Raw genomic sequence first — 14,497 nt, forward strand, 5'->3', positions numbered from 1 at the left:
GCCTTACCGATGTATGCAGGATTACAATAAACATCATTAAAAAACTGCACTCTCATTTGACATGTGGTATAGGCATTCCAATGGATCGAAACCGGAGGAGAGTTTTTTTATGAAGATTGCTGGTAAATACAAAAAGTTCTGTTTGGTTATTTTTACAGGCATGTTGATTTTCTCTTTATCGGGATGTTCAAAATGCGCCGTCAAAAATCAAAGTCAGCCCTCGGGCTATCCGATTGCCGCCAATGTTCAAACAACGGTTCAAAGGACGATCGTGCCGGGCCCAACCCCTTCGACGGCGATTAATCTCTGGGAGATTGCCAAATACGACCAGTACGGCTACGGCAACTGGACATACGGCCCGGGGCTTCCCTATGACCAGCGGCTGGATATCATGCCGGTCGCCTATAGCGGTTCCGCCGTCACGAAAAAAACAAAACTTTTAAATTTCTTTACGATATCGGACATCCATATCACCGACAAAGAATCCCCTAATCAGTTGATCTATATTCAACGCCTTCATCCCACCATGCCGGTTGGGGCCGCTATCTATTCAGGGAGCATGCTTTACACAACGCATGTTCTGGATGCCGTCGTCCAGACGGTCAATGCTCTGCACCAACGAAATCCCATCGATTTCGGCCTCTCGCTGGGCGACACCAGCAACACCACGCAGTACAACGAAACGCGCTGGTATATCGATGTTCTGGATGGGAAAGTCATTAAGCCCAGCTCCGGCGCTCATCTGGGGGCCGACACCATCGATTACCAGAAACCTTACAAGGCGGCAGGGCTGGATCAGTCGATTCCCTGGTATCAGACTCTCGGCAATCACGATCATTTCTGGATGGGTTCCATTCCCGTGGACCATAGTTCACGCAAGGATCTCAGGCAATCGTATGTCACAGGCGAGGTCTTCGCAACGGGAGATGTCCTTGGTGATCCCAGAAAAATTAACAGCCGGGATTACTATACGGGTGTCATCGACGGCTCGACGCCTTATGGCGACATCAAATACGCAGGACCCGTCGGCAACTTCGCAAGCCCGCCTCGGGTTGCCGCCGACCCGGATCGGCGTTCGCTTTTAAGAACCGAGTGGATGCAGGAATTTTTTAAAACGTCTTCCCGTCCCGTGGGTCACGGTTTCAATATGACCGACGTCAAAAACGGCTTTGCCTGTTACAGCTTTGTGCCGAAATCGAAGATTCCGTTCAAGGTGATTGTCCTCGATAATACCCAGAAGGAAGACGACGGCTCTATCGATATTCATGGGCATGGCTTTCTGGATCAGGCACGCTGGGTCTGGCTTAAAAAGGAACTGGCCGATGGCGATGCGGCAGGTCAGCTCATGATTATTGCCGCGCACATACCGATCGGCGTCGAAGTCACTGCGCCGAAATCCCAAATGGGTTGGTGGACAAATCCGCAAAACGTTGTAACCCTGCCCGATCTGATTGCGGAACTGCAAAGCCATCCGAATCTGCTCATGTGGGTTGCGGGGCATCGTCATTTGAATACCGTGAAAGCTTTTATCTCACCTGATCCGGCGGGCGCTCCGGAGAAAGGCTTCTGGCATGTGGAAACGCCGTCACTCCGGGATTTTCCGCAGCAGTTCCGGACTTTTGAAATTTACCTGAACAGCGACTATACCATTTCCATCCTGACAACTGATGTCGATCCGGCAGTCCAGGACGGAACACCTGCGGCAACATCGCGTAAATACGCCATCGCGGCAGCGCAGATTGTTAATACCTGGGATTCAACGACCAAGTGGAATCCAACCAATGATCCGACGGTCAGGCCGATGCCGACCAGTTCGTACAATGCAGAGCTGGTCAAGCAGTTGAGCCCGGCAATGAAGGTGAAGATCAAGGCACTGTATCCGTGATGGTATGCCCGTAATGGCGGATCGCAGGTAAGTTGCCATCGTGCGAATGGTCTTCAGTGCAAAGGAAATATCAAGGGTGGCTTTTTCCGGGATGTTCTTTCCGAAAGGAGGAATTGATTGTCCCACCCATTCTTCTTGACACATAAGGTTATTCTTTTTATGATGTCATCAAATAACAGGTCTGATCAAAGCGGTTGAATTATTAATTGCATGGAGTTGCTTATGAAGCAATTTGCCTGTGTTTTATCATGGCTGCTGTTCATGAATATTTTTGGCTGCGCCGGGATTCAATACACCGATAAAATTCAATCTGTCGAGATAGCCCAATTTGATAAACAGGCAGCGACGACAAGGGTTCTGGCGCAGGCGGAGGAATGGAGAAATTCCGGAGTCATTGTTGAAAAAGGTAAAAAGTATGCAATAAAAGCCAGGGGGAAATGGACTCATTCACCATTGTGTTCTATGACAGGACCTGATGGAATTACCAGTTGCCCCAGTATCGGAATCATCGTGAAAGGTTGGAGCGGAGCCACCCTGATCGGCAAAATTAATGAGGATGGAACCCCCTTTGCTGTCGGCAATGAACTTGTTATCTCTCCCCAGGACAGGGGAACCCTTTATTTCAGAATAAATGACGTGCCGGGATTATGCGGCGACAATGACGGCTATGTTGACGTGGGCATTGCTCTTGTGGATACAGGCAGAGAGCATTCCGTGAAATTCGCGGCAAGGCCGTCCGCTTCTGAAACGGATCAAAAATATGCGTCTCACCAGGAAGAACGGAAGCAATACGTTCAATCTCAAAAGTGGGCGGTCGTCATCGGTATTTCCAGATACAAGGATTCACGCATTGCCGGATTAAGATATGCTGCGGCAGATGCCCGTTCATTCTATGAGTGGCTTATCTCACAGCAGGGAGGCGGATACGCGCCGTCACGGGTTGCCTTACTGCTGGATTCCGAAGCAACGGCTCAGAACATCAAAAATGCCTTGTTCAACTGGCTGAAACAACCGCTGGCGGAAGATATGGCCACGATCTACTTTGCGGGGCATGGATCGCCGGAATCACCTGATTCACCGCATAATCTTTTTCTCCTTCCGTATGATGCTGTCTATGACAATGTTGCCGCGACGGGATTTCCCATGTGGGACATCGAGACAGCGCTTAAACGTTTTATCAAGGCGAAGAAAGTAGTGGTCATTGCGGATGCCTGCCATTCCGGAGGCGTCGGACAGGCTTTTGATGTTGCAAGGAGAGACAACCGAAGCGTCCAGGTCAACCCGATCAATTCCGGTCTGCAGAATCTATCTCAAGTTGGCGACGGTATTGCCGTGATCAGCGCCTCTGACGATAAACAGTTTTCGCAGGAAGGACAACAATGGGGCAATGGTCACGGAGTTTTCACTTACTATCTTCTGAAGGGCGTCCATGGCGACGCGGACTACAACAGAGATGGCCATGTGACCCTGGGAGAACTCATTCCTTATTTATCGGAAAAGGTTCGCCGTGAAACGAGGAATGCCCAAAGTCCCACTGTTTCCGGAAAATTTGACCCGGCGCTGAGCATCGGTCAATGACGTGTTGATTTCATTTATTCCGGCAAATGACCGCTTTTTCACAGGCGTGTGAGCCACGTTCATGGAGCAATCTGCAAGGAAAAGCCTTCTGTTTTATCATTGTTTCCTGTATGGATATCAATGATACTGCCATATTGAAAGGTTTTGGGAATGGCCTTGAAACAGACTCTGGAAACAACTGCCTGCAAAATATTGGCTTATCTCAGGAATTTCATTCCGCGACCGGACGTCTATACCCTGGCAGGCAAGGATCCGTCATCTGAAAAAAACGGCTGTAAAGAATCCGGAGAGAACACCCGGGGAATTGTCCTGTCGAATCGCGAGGCCTTCAAGGACCTGGATATCGGAGGGGTTCTGGATAAAGTATTTGCTTCAGTTCCCCGGCAATATGAGAGTGGCAGGGCGCGTGACAGGGAGTACACGGACGATATCTTCCATAACCCTGTCCATGATCCTCATGAGATAGCGGAAAGACAGGCGGCCATATCGGAGCTGCAAACCGACGAAGCCCTGTGGAATCAGGTTCTCGCCGTCAAATCCGGTTTGGACATGTGCCTGTATGATGGACGATTCAGAAGCGCCGTTAATGGTCTCAAAGCTCTTCAGGATGCGTCCAATATCGTCGAGTTCATCTTCAGCATCCGGCAGATGCGGCAGCCGGTTTCAAAACGCCTGAAGCGCGTGAAAGACCTGGGAGACCAATTCGATGCTGATGAGAGATTCCGTGAAGTCGAAAAATTTGTAAAGGAAATTTATCTTCCCTATGGATTGGGCGACGCGATAGACGATAATATGGATTATCTGCAATCCATCAGCGGCGTAGGATCAAGAAGGGCATTCTATGGAGGCAACCGGATCATTCTTGAGGCCGCGGAGCGGATGCTCACGGAAGCGCCTTTCAAAAGTTTCCTCAATGATGAGGCAAGAGCGGTCAATCTGCTCAAAACCATGAAGTCCAAGCTCGATATCTGGCACAAGGAGATGTTCAGTTTTAACCTCAGCGGGATCAACCTGGAAGCATGGGGGAAAAAGGAGCGAAAGCGGTACGGGGATTTAATGGAATACTGGCTTTTGCTCGTGAATGAAGCCGTTTATTCCAGGATTCCGAAGCTCGATGTCGGTGATTTGTCCTGCGAACTGGGTTTCTATCTGGGTGCCGCGGCTTTGCAAAGGAAATGGACGGCAGCCGGTCTGAAAGTAGCAAACCCGAAAATTCTGGAGAAGCGGGAGATCAGGGCCGCAATATTCGGTTCCGCCAATACATCACTTATTGAAAGACTCCCTGCCGGTCACATTACCCGAAATGATATTATTTCGGACAGAGATCATAATCTTTTTGTCATTACAGGGCCCAACAACGGAGGAAAAACAACCTATATCAGGCAGGCAGGGCAGATGTACTGGCTTGCTCATGTGGGCATGGGGATTCCGGCGGAGAGCGCCGAGCTGAGCGCCATTGATGCAATCTTCACATCTTTTAATACGGAAGACAATACGATGGAAGGCACGGGACTATATCTGACCGAATTAAAGAGAATTTCACAATTTTCCCGATCCGCTGCGGGACAACCCCTCATGACCCCTTATTCAATCGTTTTTTTCGATGAATTTGCCAATGGCACCGATCATGAAGAATCGGTTAAGAGAACGAAGATTGTCCTGGAATACTTAAGCCAGAAGGGTGTTACGGCTTATTTTACGACTCATAAGCATGAGATTGCAGATATGGTCGATGCGGACGGCCTGCCGGGAGCGGTTAATCTCGGGGCTGAGGTGAGGCAGGATGGCGACGGTATCGAAACGACTTACCGGATCTTGAGGAATGCGAAGGAAAAAAGCTATGGTCATATTCAAGCTGAAGCGATGGGCATTACTCCTGAAGCGCTGCAGGCGTCTCTGCTGAAAGAAATCGCCCGGAAATCATACCCCGTTGAAGATACAAGAGTAAAGATAGAGAACACAAATATAAACCTTTAGCATTCAAAACTCTGCGTTACCTACACCGGCAGACAAAGCAGCGCGAACGGACGTTTCTTTTCCTTCTCTTGCAATTGCTTTCCATCCTTAATATAATGAAAGCCGTATTTTAAGTTTACCGGCAGGCAAATGGAGGAACTGTGAAATGAGAAAAGTACTCCTGTTGATCGTGTTGATTATTGTGTTCAGCGGATGCGCCGTAAACATCCGGACAACCGGTTTTCTGGACCGGTCGGGAGGAGAACCCGCACCGCCGAAAGGAGCGCCATTTGCAGTCTTGGAAAACGGACAGGCGCCGAATCCCATCTTAGACAGAGAAATCAGATACAAGATTGAAAAACTGCTCTTGAGACACGGCTACCCGATAGCCGCTCAAAATCAGGCCCGGTATATTCTCACGTTTGCTTACAACATCAGTCCGGGATTACGACTGGGCACAACTACGTTATACAGCCCGCCGCAGTCGCAAATTATTCCGGTGCCGGATGGCAAAGGCGGCACGACGTTCACTACGGTTATGACGCCGGGCGCCACGTCATATGTTCCTTCCGTTACGGGAATCTTTACGAAGCATCTGACACTTAAGGTAACTGACGCCCAGAGCCTCCGGACGGGCCGGAAAGAAAAGGTCGTCTGGATGGGAGATACATTAAGCACCGATGAATCCTCTGATCTGAGGTACGACATCGATTACCTGCTGGCCGGTACTTTCGGATATTTCGGCAGGGATACGGGACAGCAAATCAGTGTTAACATTGGCAAAGATAACCCCGACGTTAAGGCGTTGAGAACGGAAACGGCAGTCCCGGCCGAATGAACAATGACTGAGGCGGGCCATGCAAAACGCTCTGTGGAATGACCAGTCCATGGAAAATTTCAGCTGAAAATAATTGGAATCCTGCGGAATTCTCATCTGACATATGTTAAAACAGCAAACACAGGTCGATCGACGGGTTTTCTTATCTCAGTTTTTTGAAACAGAAAATTATTCGGGCACAGATTCGCGAAAGCATTTTTCTTAACAGGTATATCTTTATTAAGAAGGAGGCTGCTATGTTTGCTAAGTTTAAATACTTGATGGCATTGTCTGTCATTTCCCTGACCTCTTGCATGTGGGGCGCCACAACCGTTCCCGAGATCTATCTGCGGCAGAGCGATATGACAATGGAGCTAAAAAAGGAGGCCTATGGCATAGAGGCGCTGGCTGTTTCCAGTGACGGGAAATACCTCCTGACCGGTGACAATGGAGGATGGTCCATGGCAACCGGCGGATTCGGTACAGGCAAATCCGCGCTTAGAGTCTGGGATCTCACACAGGGAAAACAAATTTCCAAATTCGATGTCCGGCACACCATCATCTCTGTCGCCCTGTCACCCGACATTAAATCAGCCCTGAGCGGTGGTTTTGTCCAGGATCGCGGTCCGCTGCGCAAAACACCTTTCCCCCCTTTGCAGATATGGGATATCGAAGCAGGCCGATTGCAGAAAACCATCCAGCCCTTTGAAGGTTTTCTGGGCAATGAATTTAACAGTGTAGTCTATTCTGCGGACGGCAGGTATTTTCTGGCCACCGACTGGACGAGTGTTTATATCTTTGACGCCCGGACATGGTCGCTCATCAGAACTTTAACGCCGGCCGGCTATCGTCCACCCGTTATTATTCCCTATAAAAGCTTTGTCGCAACGTTCTCCCGTGACGGGAAATATGTACTTTCCGGAGGTCCAGATGCCATTGTCCGTTTATGGGATATTAACAGCGGACGGGAGATAAAAACTTTTAAAGGACACAAGTCCGGAAACCTGCATGGGGGAATATGTTCCGTCGAATTCTCTCCCGACGGGAAATACGCCATTACCAATGCTTATAACGACGGCAATGTCATTCTCTGGGATATTGAAAAAGGAACCGAAGTCAAACGTTTTTCCGATTTTCCAAGTGTGCTTGGCATGTCTTTCATGGATAAAGGCCTCTCTTTTTCTCCCGACGGCAAAAACGTTCTGGTTGTCGGCGACACCATTTGGGATGTGCATGCCGGTAAAGTAGTGACCGACCTGCGCCATGCATGGAAGGGAATTAAAATTGGCGGTAGAAATCCTGTGTCGGGACAGTACCATCCCAACGGCAGATACGTCCTTATGACCATGGATGACGCCGCGGTGAGGATTTATGATGCCAAAACGGGTGATGAAGCGGCCGTGCTGATAGGCTTCGAAGACGGCGAGTGGCTTACGATAACGCCGGAAGGTTATTACAACTCGTCAGAAAAAGGCGCCCAGTATCTGAGTGTCAAGGTGGGAGAAACATCTTACAGCGTGGAAAGATTCTATGATGTGTTTTACCGCCCGGACATCGTAACCGCAAAGCTGAAGGGAGAAGATATCAGGGATTTAATCACCATAACGATGCAGGATGCCATAAAGACTCCGCCTCCTGTTGTAAAAATAAACGCCATTACGGCGGCTCCAGGCTCTCCAAGGGCGAAAGTCTGCTATAACATCCAAAGCGCGGGCGGCGGCATCGGCGAGATCAGAGTATTTCATAATGGTAAACTCATTGAGTCGGATGGCTTTTATAAAGAGGCATCAAAAACAACAATAGAAAAAACGCAACTGGCGGGACTGGACAGCAAAGCAATCTATGAAGAAATGAGAAGCGTCAAAATACAGGAGAAAGCGGCAATAAGCCCCGTAACGGCCAAAGCAAAAGGAAATGAGTTCAATGACTGTAAAGAAATGGATGTCGTATCAGGAGAAAATGAAATAAGCGTAACGGCTTTTAATCAAAATAATACGGTTCAAAGTTACCTGCAGACGGCAAAATTTTCATCAGCCGTTAAATCGGAAGAACCGCGTCTTTACATTCTTTCCATTGGCATAGACCAGTACCGGGATAATAAAATAAATCTGAAATACGCGGTAAAAGACTCAAAGGATATCAAAGAGAAGCTTCTTTCGCAGGCGGCGACTATTTATCAGCCCCGGAATATCCACTCTGTGATCCTCACGGACAGGGAAGCCACGAAAGCCGGCATTACCGGCAAGATCAACGAACTCTCCCGCGTGATCAAACCTCAGGACAGCTTTATCCTTTTTGTGGCAGGTCACGGCGTGCTGCTGCAAAATCAATATTACATGCTGACGAGCGACTATGACGGCAGGGTAACCGATGCCGGCATCATCAGTTCCAACGAGATTGTCGATATATCCAAAAAAATAAATTCTCTTTCGCAGCTCTTCATCTTTGACACCTGTCATGCCGGAGGGGTCGATTTCCTGGTCAGCGGATTATATGATGCCAGGATGTCCGTGCTGGCTAAAAAAATGGGACTGCACATTTATGCTTCGGCTTCAGGCAAACAGGCGGCTATGGACGGTTACAGGAACAACGGACTTTTTACTTATAGTTTGCTGGATGGATTAAACAACAACAGACAGGCTGATAAATATCATGACGGCAAGGTCAGTATTGTGGGGTTGGGTGAATATTCCAGAAAGATGACAACGGGAATCTCCCGACAGATCGGCCACGAACAGACGCCGCTGATCATCAATTTCGGGAAGGACAGCCCGTTATATAAATTGCAGTAAAGGTTTCAACCTGACACCTGATAATCACAACTCATCCTCGATAATGAAAGATCCGCCTCATGACCCCCTCAGCCCGCCCCGAAAGGCAGACTGAGGGGGTGAGGTGAAAGCTTAAGTTAAAATCTGGTTTTTTCTGCATGGAGAGGCTTCGCGGCAAGGCCGGATTGCATTCTGCGGTTTTTCAGCCTTCAGAGTGGCTTCAAAATTATTCTGTTTCAGCTCTTCTTCGGAAATCAAAATTTTAACTTTTTTCCGGATCAGCATCCGGAACATCAAGAACGCTGGATTCTCCCGGAACTATTGTGATATAAGCGTGCCGAAGATCGGCAATAGCAAAAGGAGGAACAAGAGCAATGAAAACGAACATTCGGCTGAGGAAGCAATGGCGTCTGCTGATGGGAATCATCTTTATTTCGGTATTGCTGTCATTGACGATATCATCCAAAAGTGCAAGCGCATATTGCGACGGATGGCAGCGGGATATCTGTAATCATTCAACAAAGGCTGTCACAGTAAAAGTTTATCAAGTCCGGAATGGTGGTGCGTGGATAAATGGTGGGTCAAGTTATACAATTAATCCGGGTTCGTGCGGATATTATACCCTTCACACGGGTGGATCCGGTATTGGACCCATCCATTTCGATGACGCATGGGCTGAAGCAGATTTGCTGATCGGTACGTGTACGATTAAAGCCTATGCGAATTGCGGTGACGGCAACCCGACACTTATGTATCCTTGTCTCCCCGAAGTCCGTCTGAATGATGGTAATTGGGGGGTAATCGGCTTATATTGATTGATACCTGTTCGTCCGCAACCTTTGCCAGGGAATAATAGGGAATTTCCCGATATTTAAAAAAGCCATGGAGACGAGCATACCATACCAACACGTATTTCCGGCATCATTTTACCGTTGCCGGGAAGGTGATATAAAAATCAAGACCGGATAAACCAGGCGCTCCGTAACCTTCGTCGTTAGAAGTAATGATGACATGAAACTTGTGACTGCTTTAATACGATTAATATTTGATAACCCAAATTCGAGTGAACTCAAAAAACTGTATTTGGCCGGCTTCCCAAGGTCATTCGAGTCGTTTATAAAAATAATTCATCCGAAAAAATTTGATCAATTATATGACGGATTCATTTATATCAATCTTGCAGACAAGCTTGCCGATGAATATCCTGATGTGGTCGGTGGAATATATCTGAAGCTCGCCAGTGAGGCATGCCTGGATGCAGATGCACCGAATTATTTGAGGCAAAACCTAATAGATTTTGAGCGCAAGCATGCGCGCCTGTATAAGCAATATTACGAAACCCTTACCCCAGAAAAACAAAGCAATGTTGAAAATTTTAAACGAGCTTCATTGCATGATGGCGGCAAAGGCATGTGTAACTTCTGACAATGCCAAACCGTCAGGGCATGAGCGGTCGATCGAAGCTCCGGTCCAGTACACCGTTTTTTTCCATCTGGGTGTCCCATAAGGCCTGGTTGATGAAAGGGATGACCTGGGCCAGGTTCTCGGCACTCAAGTGTTCAGGCCGGGCCAGTTTGGCAAGCAGGGTTTCATCGATAACTCCCGTCTTCCCGAAATGCTGTCCGAGCATGGAGAATAACGCAAAGTATTTATCGGTGAGGAAAGGCGGCTGAATTGCCAGGCCTTCGCAGCCGCCCTTCAAAATGCATCCCAGGGTGCGGCACCCGAGTCTGCGGGAAACCTTTTCGCAGTATCTGGCCGCAAAGCGGTTGTGGACTGTTTCGGGAAAGCCGCACTGAATGACGAAGCCCAGGGTGGGAAGGTCCTTCTGGCCCGCGAGGGGCGCCAGCGCTTCCAGAAAGGCCTTGACGCTTCCCGGCACCGCGTCGACATAGAGCGGGAATCCGATGATGACGTTTTGAGCCTGACTGAATTTTTCCGTCAGGGGGGTCAGGTTCTTCCGGTGTTTGACCAGATATTCCACCTCGCAGGTGTTGCCTGCCGTTTCCAGAAATCCGCGGATGAAATAATCCATCAGCAGACCGGTATTGCTTTTTGTTCCCCGCGGGGAACCATTAATGAACAGTAATTGCATGGGTGACCTCCTCAACGGGTGATTCGGTGAAATGGACAAAACCGAGGGATGCTCTGACGTTCACGGCCTGTCTCCGGAAAATATCCATCGCAATGGCAATGTCTTCATCATCCGTGCAGGCCTCTTTCTCCAGAAGATACGAAATGACCGGGTAACGATCATAACGCTTCTTGTGATGAACCTCTCCGTTCACTTCCTCAAGGTGGGGATGGATGATGGGAATGTTCCTGTCCATGGTGTTTTTCAAAAGAGAGCTCGGAAACCCGATTATGAGCGGCGAGGCAAGAATGACGTGGTCCGCCGCAATATACTGTCTGGAAACATCCCCTGCATCGTCATGAATGCTGCATGTGCCGGGGGTTTTGACCCAGCAGTTGAAGCAGCCGTTGCAGGGAGCGATTTTCAAATTCCGAAGAACAATGACTTGGGCTTCGTGTCCTGCGGATTTTATCTGTTCCATCAGGCGCTCGATATAAGAGTCCATGTTGCCTTTGCCGCCCGCCGGATTTCCGTTCAAAATTAAAACTTTCATGATCACCTCATTTTTAGAGAGCTTTGGAGCATTCCATTTTCGTGTCATTGCAAAGCGAGAAATCCGTGTCCCGGGTATTGAGAGGGATCTTAAGATTCCTCATCCCGACGCAGCGGGATTCGGAATGACAATTGTTACCGTTGCGATTTTTTACTTTGCTAACCCGGACCCAGCCGCATAAGCCTTGCTCATCACGTCCGTATTGCTCTGTGCCGAATCCGGGCTTCCCATTCCGCCGGCGGCTATGCGCCCCTCAACCTTGAAGCCCAGGAATCCAAGAACGCCTTCATTCAGATCGAAGGAGGAAGCAAACAGGCCGGTATCCGGCTGTGCCTGCGAATAAACGGTGATGGCCTTCTTCCCTTTTATTTTGTTACGAAACGCGCCCGGCTGGCCGTCTTTGAGATACAACAGGGCAAAAAGCCGGTCGATGAAAATCTTGGTCTGACCGGTTATCTGGAACATGAAGACCGGCGTTCCGATTACCACGGCGTCGGCGCTGAAGATTTCATCATAGAGCGGGGCCATGCCGTCTTTCTGAACGCATTTGCCTTCCGGCGTCTGGCACTTGTAGCAGGCCTGACATCCCCGGATCGCAAGCTCATTGAGATCGAAGATTTTTGTTTCCGCACCGGCATCAGACGCGCCGCGCAGAATCTCATTAACGATGGTGGTTGTATTGCCTTTCTTTCTGGGGCTTCCGACAAATCCGACAACTTTCATGATGTTTTCTCCTTTTTCTGAATAAATTATTTTGTTACACCGTTTCCACCCGGCGCGGAACACAGTGGTGAACAGGACGGACCGGTTGGGGTGCGCGTGTTTAATCCATCCCTATTTCTTTTTGAACTGGGCGATCTGGCGCGAGATTGCCGCCAGATTGCCTTCTTCATCCCATACTTCGCCGTCGGCTTCCAAAAGCCCGCAGGTGATGAAGCGGGTGCGCAGGCTGCATTTGAGCCGTTTGCTTGCGGGAAGGTTTCTGATGTTGACGGATAGCTCGATGGTCGGAACCCATGCCGTTACACCCTGTGTGGCCATGACGGCGGGCGGCATGGCATCGATGATCAGAAACAGCGAGAGGAGATCCACGGGGCGTCCGTCATGAAAGCTGAAGTAACCCTTGCTCTGCGATATATCGGCCAACTTTCCCCCCGTCATCCAGCCGGCACAGGCCGGGTCAAGCCGGAGGTCGAGATTTTGAAAAAGTGTATAGTTCGGCATGAGAGGCACCGGAACACAATTTTCAACAGGGGCAAGCTCGGGCGCGCCTGCCTCATATCGCTGCACGGTGCAGTCGTCATTTTGCGCAGCGAAGGTGCCCAGCGCTCGGACCTTTTCCTCTCCGTCCTGGAAGAGACGCCCCTCAAAACGGGTGAACTGCCGGGAACGGGCCATTTCCGAAATGTGAATTTCCGCGTTTCCCGGGATGCAACGGGATAGATAATTGGCGGTTAGTATGGGGCTCTCTTGTTTGTCGCTCATCCGCGTCATCGCGTTTGCGATCATCGCCATGAGATACCCCCCGTTGGGATTGCCGTTCACCGACCAGTTATCGGAGATGACTCCGCTGAAACGTGAGTTTCCCAGATCGTCGATGCGTATGTCCTTGTCGAAAAGATTCATGTCTTTTTCCCGTCCTCCGCTAGCAGCGCCACTGCTAAACGGGGTCTTTGAAATTGGGCGGACGCTTGGTAAACTGTGCGGTGACCGCCTCCAGCTGGTTGGGGCTGCCCATCAGCGTCATCATCAGTTCCGATTCCATCATGAGCCCGCGGGCGGAGTCGCCATGCCAGACGTCGTTGATGAGTTTTTTCGCCGCGCGGATGGCGTCGGGATTCTTGGAGGCGATTTCTTTAGCCAGAACCATGGCGTCTTCATAAGGTTTTTCCGCCAGATGCGTCACCAGCTTCAAACGGAGCGCCTCTTCACCCAGAATGAATTTGTTCGTAAAGATCAGTTCCTTGGCCACGTCAATTGCGACGATATCGCGGATGGTCTGCGTGACGCTCATATCCGGGATCAGTCCCCAGCGCATTTCCATGATGGAGAATTTAGTGTCTGGTGTGCAGAAGCGAATATCGGCGCCCATGGCAATCTGAAAGCCGCCGCCCAAAGCTACCCCGTGAATGGCCGCGATGACCGGTACGGGCAGCTCTTTCCAGCCGTATCCGATATACTGATAGATGTTGGATATTTTGTCCCGGTATCTTTCCGTCAGATTGGGAAACTTGTTTTCTCCGGATTGCAGCGCCGCGAAATTTTCGATATCCAGTCCGGCGCAGAAGCTCTTGCCTTCACCGGAGATGACGACCACGCGGACACCGGGTTCTTTGGCCAGACGGTCGATGGCGGCGGCCATGGCATCGATCAGATCAAAGCTCAATGCGTTGAATTTATCGGGCCGGTTGAAACGGACATCCGCGATGTGGTTTTCGATGGTAATTTTTACAAGGTCACTCATGCTTTCTCCTTTATCCGGTATTATTATTATATCAGTAATTATTCACGATCAAGAATGCCATGCCTGACTCGACGGTGACCTCACACCATTTCGAGACTGCGTCGTCATTCATTTTTATGTCATTGGAATCATCGCCCTGCGAGCTCAGATTCTCGGTGCGGAAATGATATCTTGCTAATGTGCTCCCCTTTCTGGATGCACTTCCGATCGAAGCGAAGCGAGAAATCCGTGTCCCGGGTATTGAGAGGGATCTTAAGATTCCTCATCCCGACGCATCGGGATTCGGAATGACAATTGTTACAATTAAAACACAGTTTCTCTGCAGGAATGACCCTTTTCAAATATCCTGTTGCCTGAGTCGTAACATCACGAGGCATCAGACCGCCTCTACTCTACATG

The 14,497-nt window shown here is 49.5% G+C and carries 12 protein-coding genes; 7 read left to right on the plus strand and 5 right to left on the minus strand.

What is annotated here, in order from left to right:
• The first annotated feature begins 61 nt into the window (after positions 1-61).
• From CVU71_06240 to CVU71_06270, 7 genes are all read left to right on the plus strand, one after another.
• Positions 62-1,885, plus strand: a complete 1,824-nt coding sequence (locus CVU71_06240; GenBank protein ID PKN19959.1) for a TIGR03768 family metallophosphoesterase — start codon at positions 62-64, stop codon at positions 1,883-1,885.
• A 210-nt stretch (positions 1,886-2,095) separates the two neighbouring features.
• The gene (locus tag CVU71_06245; protein ID PKN19960.1) at positions 2,096-3,463 is read left to right on the plus strand and encodes a hypothetical protein; all 1,368 of its coding nucleotides are present in this window, start codon (positions 2,096-2,098) and stop codon (positions 3,461-3,463) included.
• Positions 3,464-3,613: 150 nt separating this feature from the next.
• Entirely contained in the window at positions 3,614-5,440 is a 1,827-nt protein-coding gene (locus CVU71_06250; GenBank protein ID PKN19961.1) for a hypothetical protein, read from the plus strand.
• 145 nt (positions 5,441-5,585) lie between these two features.
• The gene (locus tag CVU71_06255; GenBank protein ID PKN19962.1) at positions 5,586-6,257 is read left to right on the plus strand and encodes a hypothetical protein; all 672 of its coding nucleotides are present in this window, start codon (positions 5,586-5,588) and stop codon (positions 6,255-6,257) included.
• 236 nt (positions 6,258-6,493) lie between these two features.
• Positions 6,494-9,028, plus strand: coding sequence for a hypothetical protein (locus CVU71_06260; GenBank protein PKN19963.1), 2,535 nt, complete (start codon positions 6,494-6,496; stop codon positions 9,026-9,028).
• 353 nt (positions 9,029-9,381) lie between these two features.
• Positions 9,382-9,822: a hypothetical protein gene (locus CVU71_06265; GenBank protein ID PKN19964.1), complete on the plus strand. Its 441-nt coding sequence runs from the start codon at positions 9,382-9,384 to the stop codon at positions 9,820-9,822.
• A gap of 196 nt (positions 9,823-10,018) precedes the next feature.
• Positions 10,019-10,432 carry a hypothetical protein gene (locus CVU71_06270; GenBank protein ID PKN19965.1) on the plus strand — a complete coding sequence of 138 codons (414 nt, stop codon included), beginning with the start codon at positions 10,019-10,021 and terminating at the stop codon, positions 10,430-10,432.
• Positions 10,433-10,445: 13 nt separating this feature from the next.
• Here CVU71_06270 and CVU71_06275 read toward each other — a convergent pair whose 3' ends face one another.
• The 5 genes from CVU71_06275 to CVU71_06295 all read right to left on the minus strand — a co-directional run bounded on the left by CVU71_06275 (position 10,446) and on the right by CVU71_06295 (position 14,098).
• Entirely contained in the window at positions 10,446-11,102 is a 657-nt protein-coding gene (locus CVU71_06275; protein PKN19966.1) for a hypothetical protein, read from the minus strand.
• Positions 11,083-11,682 (minus strand): hypothetical protein, encoded by a 600-nt coding sequence (locus tag CVU71_06280; protein ID PKN19967.1) that lies wholly within the window; start codon positions 11,680-11,682, stop codon positions 11,083-11,085. The genes CVU71_06275 and CVU71_06280 overlap by 20 nt, the downstream gene beginning before the upstream one ends.
• A 102-nt stretch (positions 11,683-11,784) precedes the next feature.
• Positions 11,785-12,357, minus strand: a complete 573-nt coding sequence (locus tag CVU71_06285) for a flavodoxin family protein (protein ID PKN19968.1) — start codon at positions 12,355-12,357, stop codon at positions 11,785-11,787.
• A gap of 111 nt (positions 12,358-12,468) precedes the next feature.
• Positions 12,469-13,260, minus strand: a complete 792-nt coding sequence (locus CVU71_06290; GenBank protein ID PKN19969.1) for a thioesterase family protein — start codon at positions 13,258-13,260, stop codon at positions 12,469-12,471.
• A 34-nt stretch (positions 13,261-13,294) separates the two neighbouring features.
• Positions 13,295-14,098 carry an enoyl-CoA hydratase gene (locus CVU71_06295; GenBank protein ID PKN19970.1) on the minus strand — a complete coding sequence of 268 codons (804 nt, stop codon included), beginning with the start codon at positions 14,096-14,098 and terminating at the stop codon, positions 13,295-13,297.
• Between the last annotated feature and the right edge of the window lie 399 nt (positions 14,099-14,497).

The sequence above is a fragment of the Deltaproteobacteria bacterium HGW-Deltaproteobacteria-6 genome (assembly GCA_002840435.1).
GTDB lineage: Bacteria > Desulfobacterota > Syntrophia > Syntrophales > Smithellaceae > UBA8904.

Bases quoted from the DNA above. Each gene is read 5' to 3' on its own strand.
- CVU71_06280 (PKN19967.1), bottom strand. From the start codon at position 11,682: ATGACACGAAAATGGAATGCTCCAAAGCTCTCTAAAAATGAGGTGATC.
- CVU71_06295 (PKN19970.1), bottom strand. From the start codon at position 14,098: ATGAGTGACCTTGTAAAAATTACCATCGAAAACCACATCGCGGATGTC.
- CVU71_06285 (PKN19968.1), bottom strand. From the start codon at position 12,357: ATGAAAGTTGTCGGATTTGTCGGAAGCCCCAGAAAGAAAGGCAATACA.
- CVU71_06255 (PKN19962.1), top strand. From the start codon at position 5,586: ATGAGAAAAGTACTCCTGTTGATCGTGTTGATTATTGTGTTCAGCGGA.
- CVU71_06240 (PKN19959.1), top strand. From the start codon at position 62: ATGTGGTATAGGCATTCCAATGGATCGAAACCGGAGGAGAGTTTTTTT.
- CVU71_06290 (PKN19969.1), bottom strand. From the start codon at position 13,260: ATGAATCTTTTCGACAAGGACATACGCATCGACGATCTGGGAAACTCA.
- CVU71_06265 (PKN19964.1), top strand. From the start codon at position 9,382: ATGAAAACGAACATTCGGCTGAGGAAGCAATGGCGTCTGCTGATGGGA.
- CVU71_06270 (PKN19965.1), top strand. From the start codon at position 10,019: ATGAAACTTGTGACTGCTTTAATACGATTAATATTTGATAACCCAAAT.
- CVU71_06250 (PKN19961.1), top strand. From the start codon at position 3,614: ATGGCCTTGAAACAGACTCTGGAAACAACTGCCTGCAAAATATTGGCT.
- CVU71_06275 (PKN19966.1), bottom strand. From the start codon at position 11,102: ATGCAATTACTGTTCATTAATGGTTCCCCGCGGGGAACAAAAAGCAAT.
- CVU71_06260 (PKN19963.1), top strand. From the start codon at position 6,494: ATGTTTGCTAAGTTTAAATACTTGATGGCATTGTCTGTCATTTCCCTG.
- CVU71_06245 (PKN19960.1), top strand. From the start codon at position 2,096: ATGGAGTTGCTTATGAAGCAATTTGCCTGTGTTTTATCATGGCTGCTG.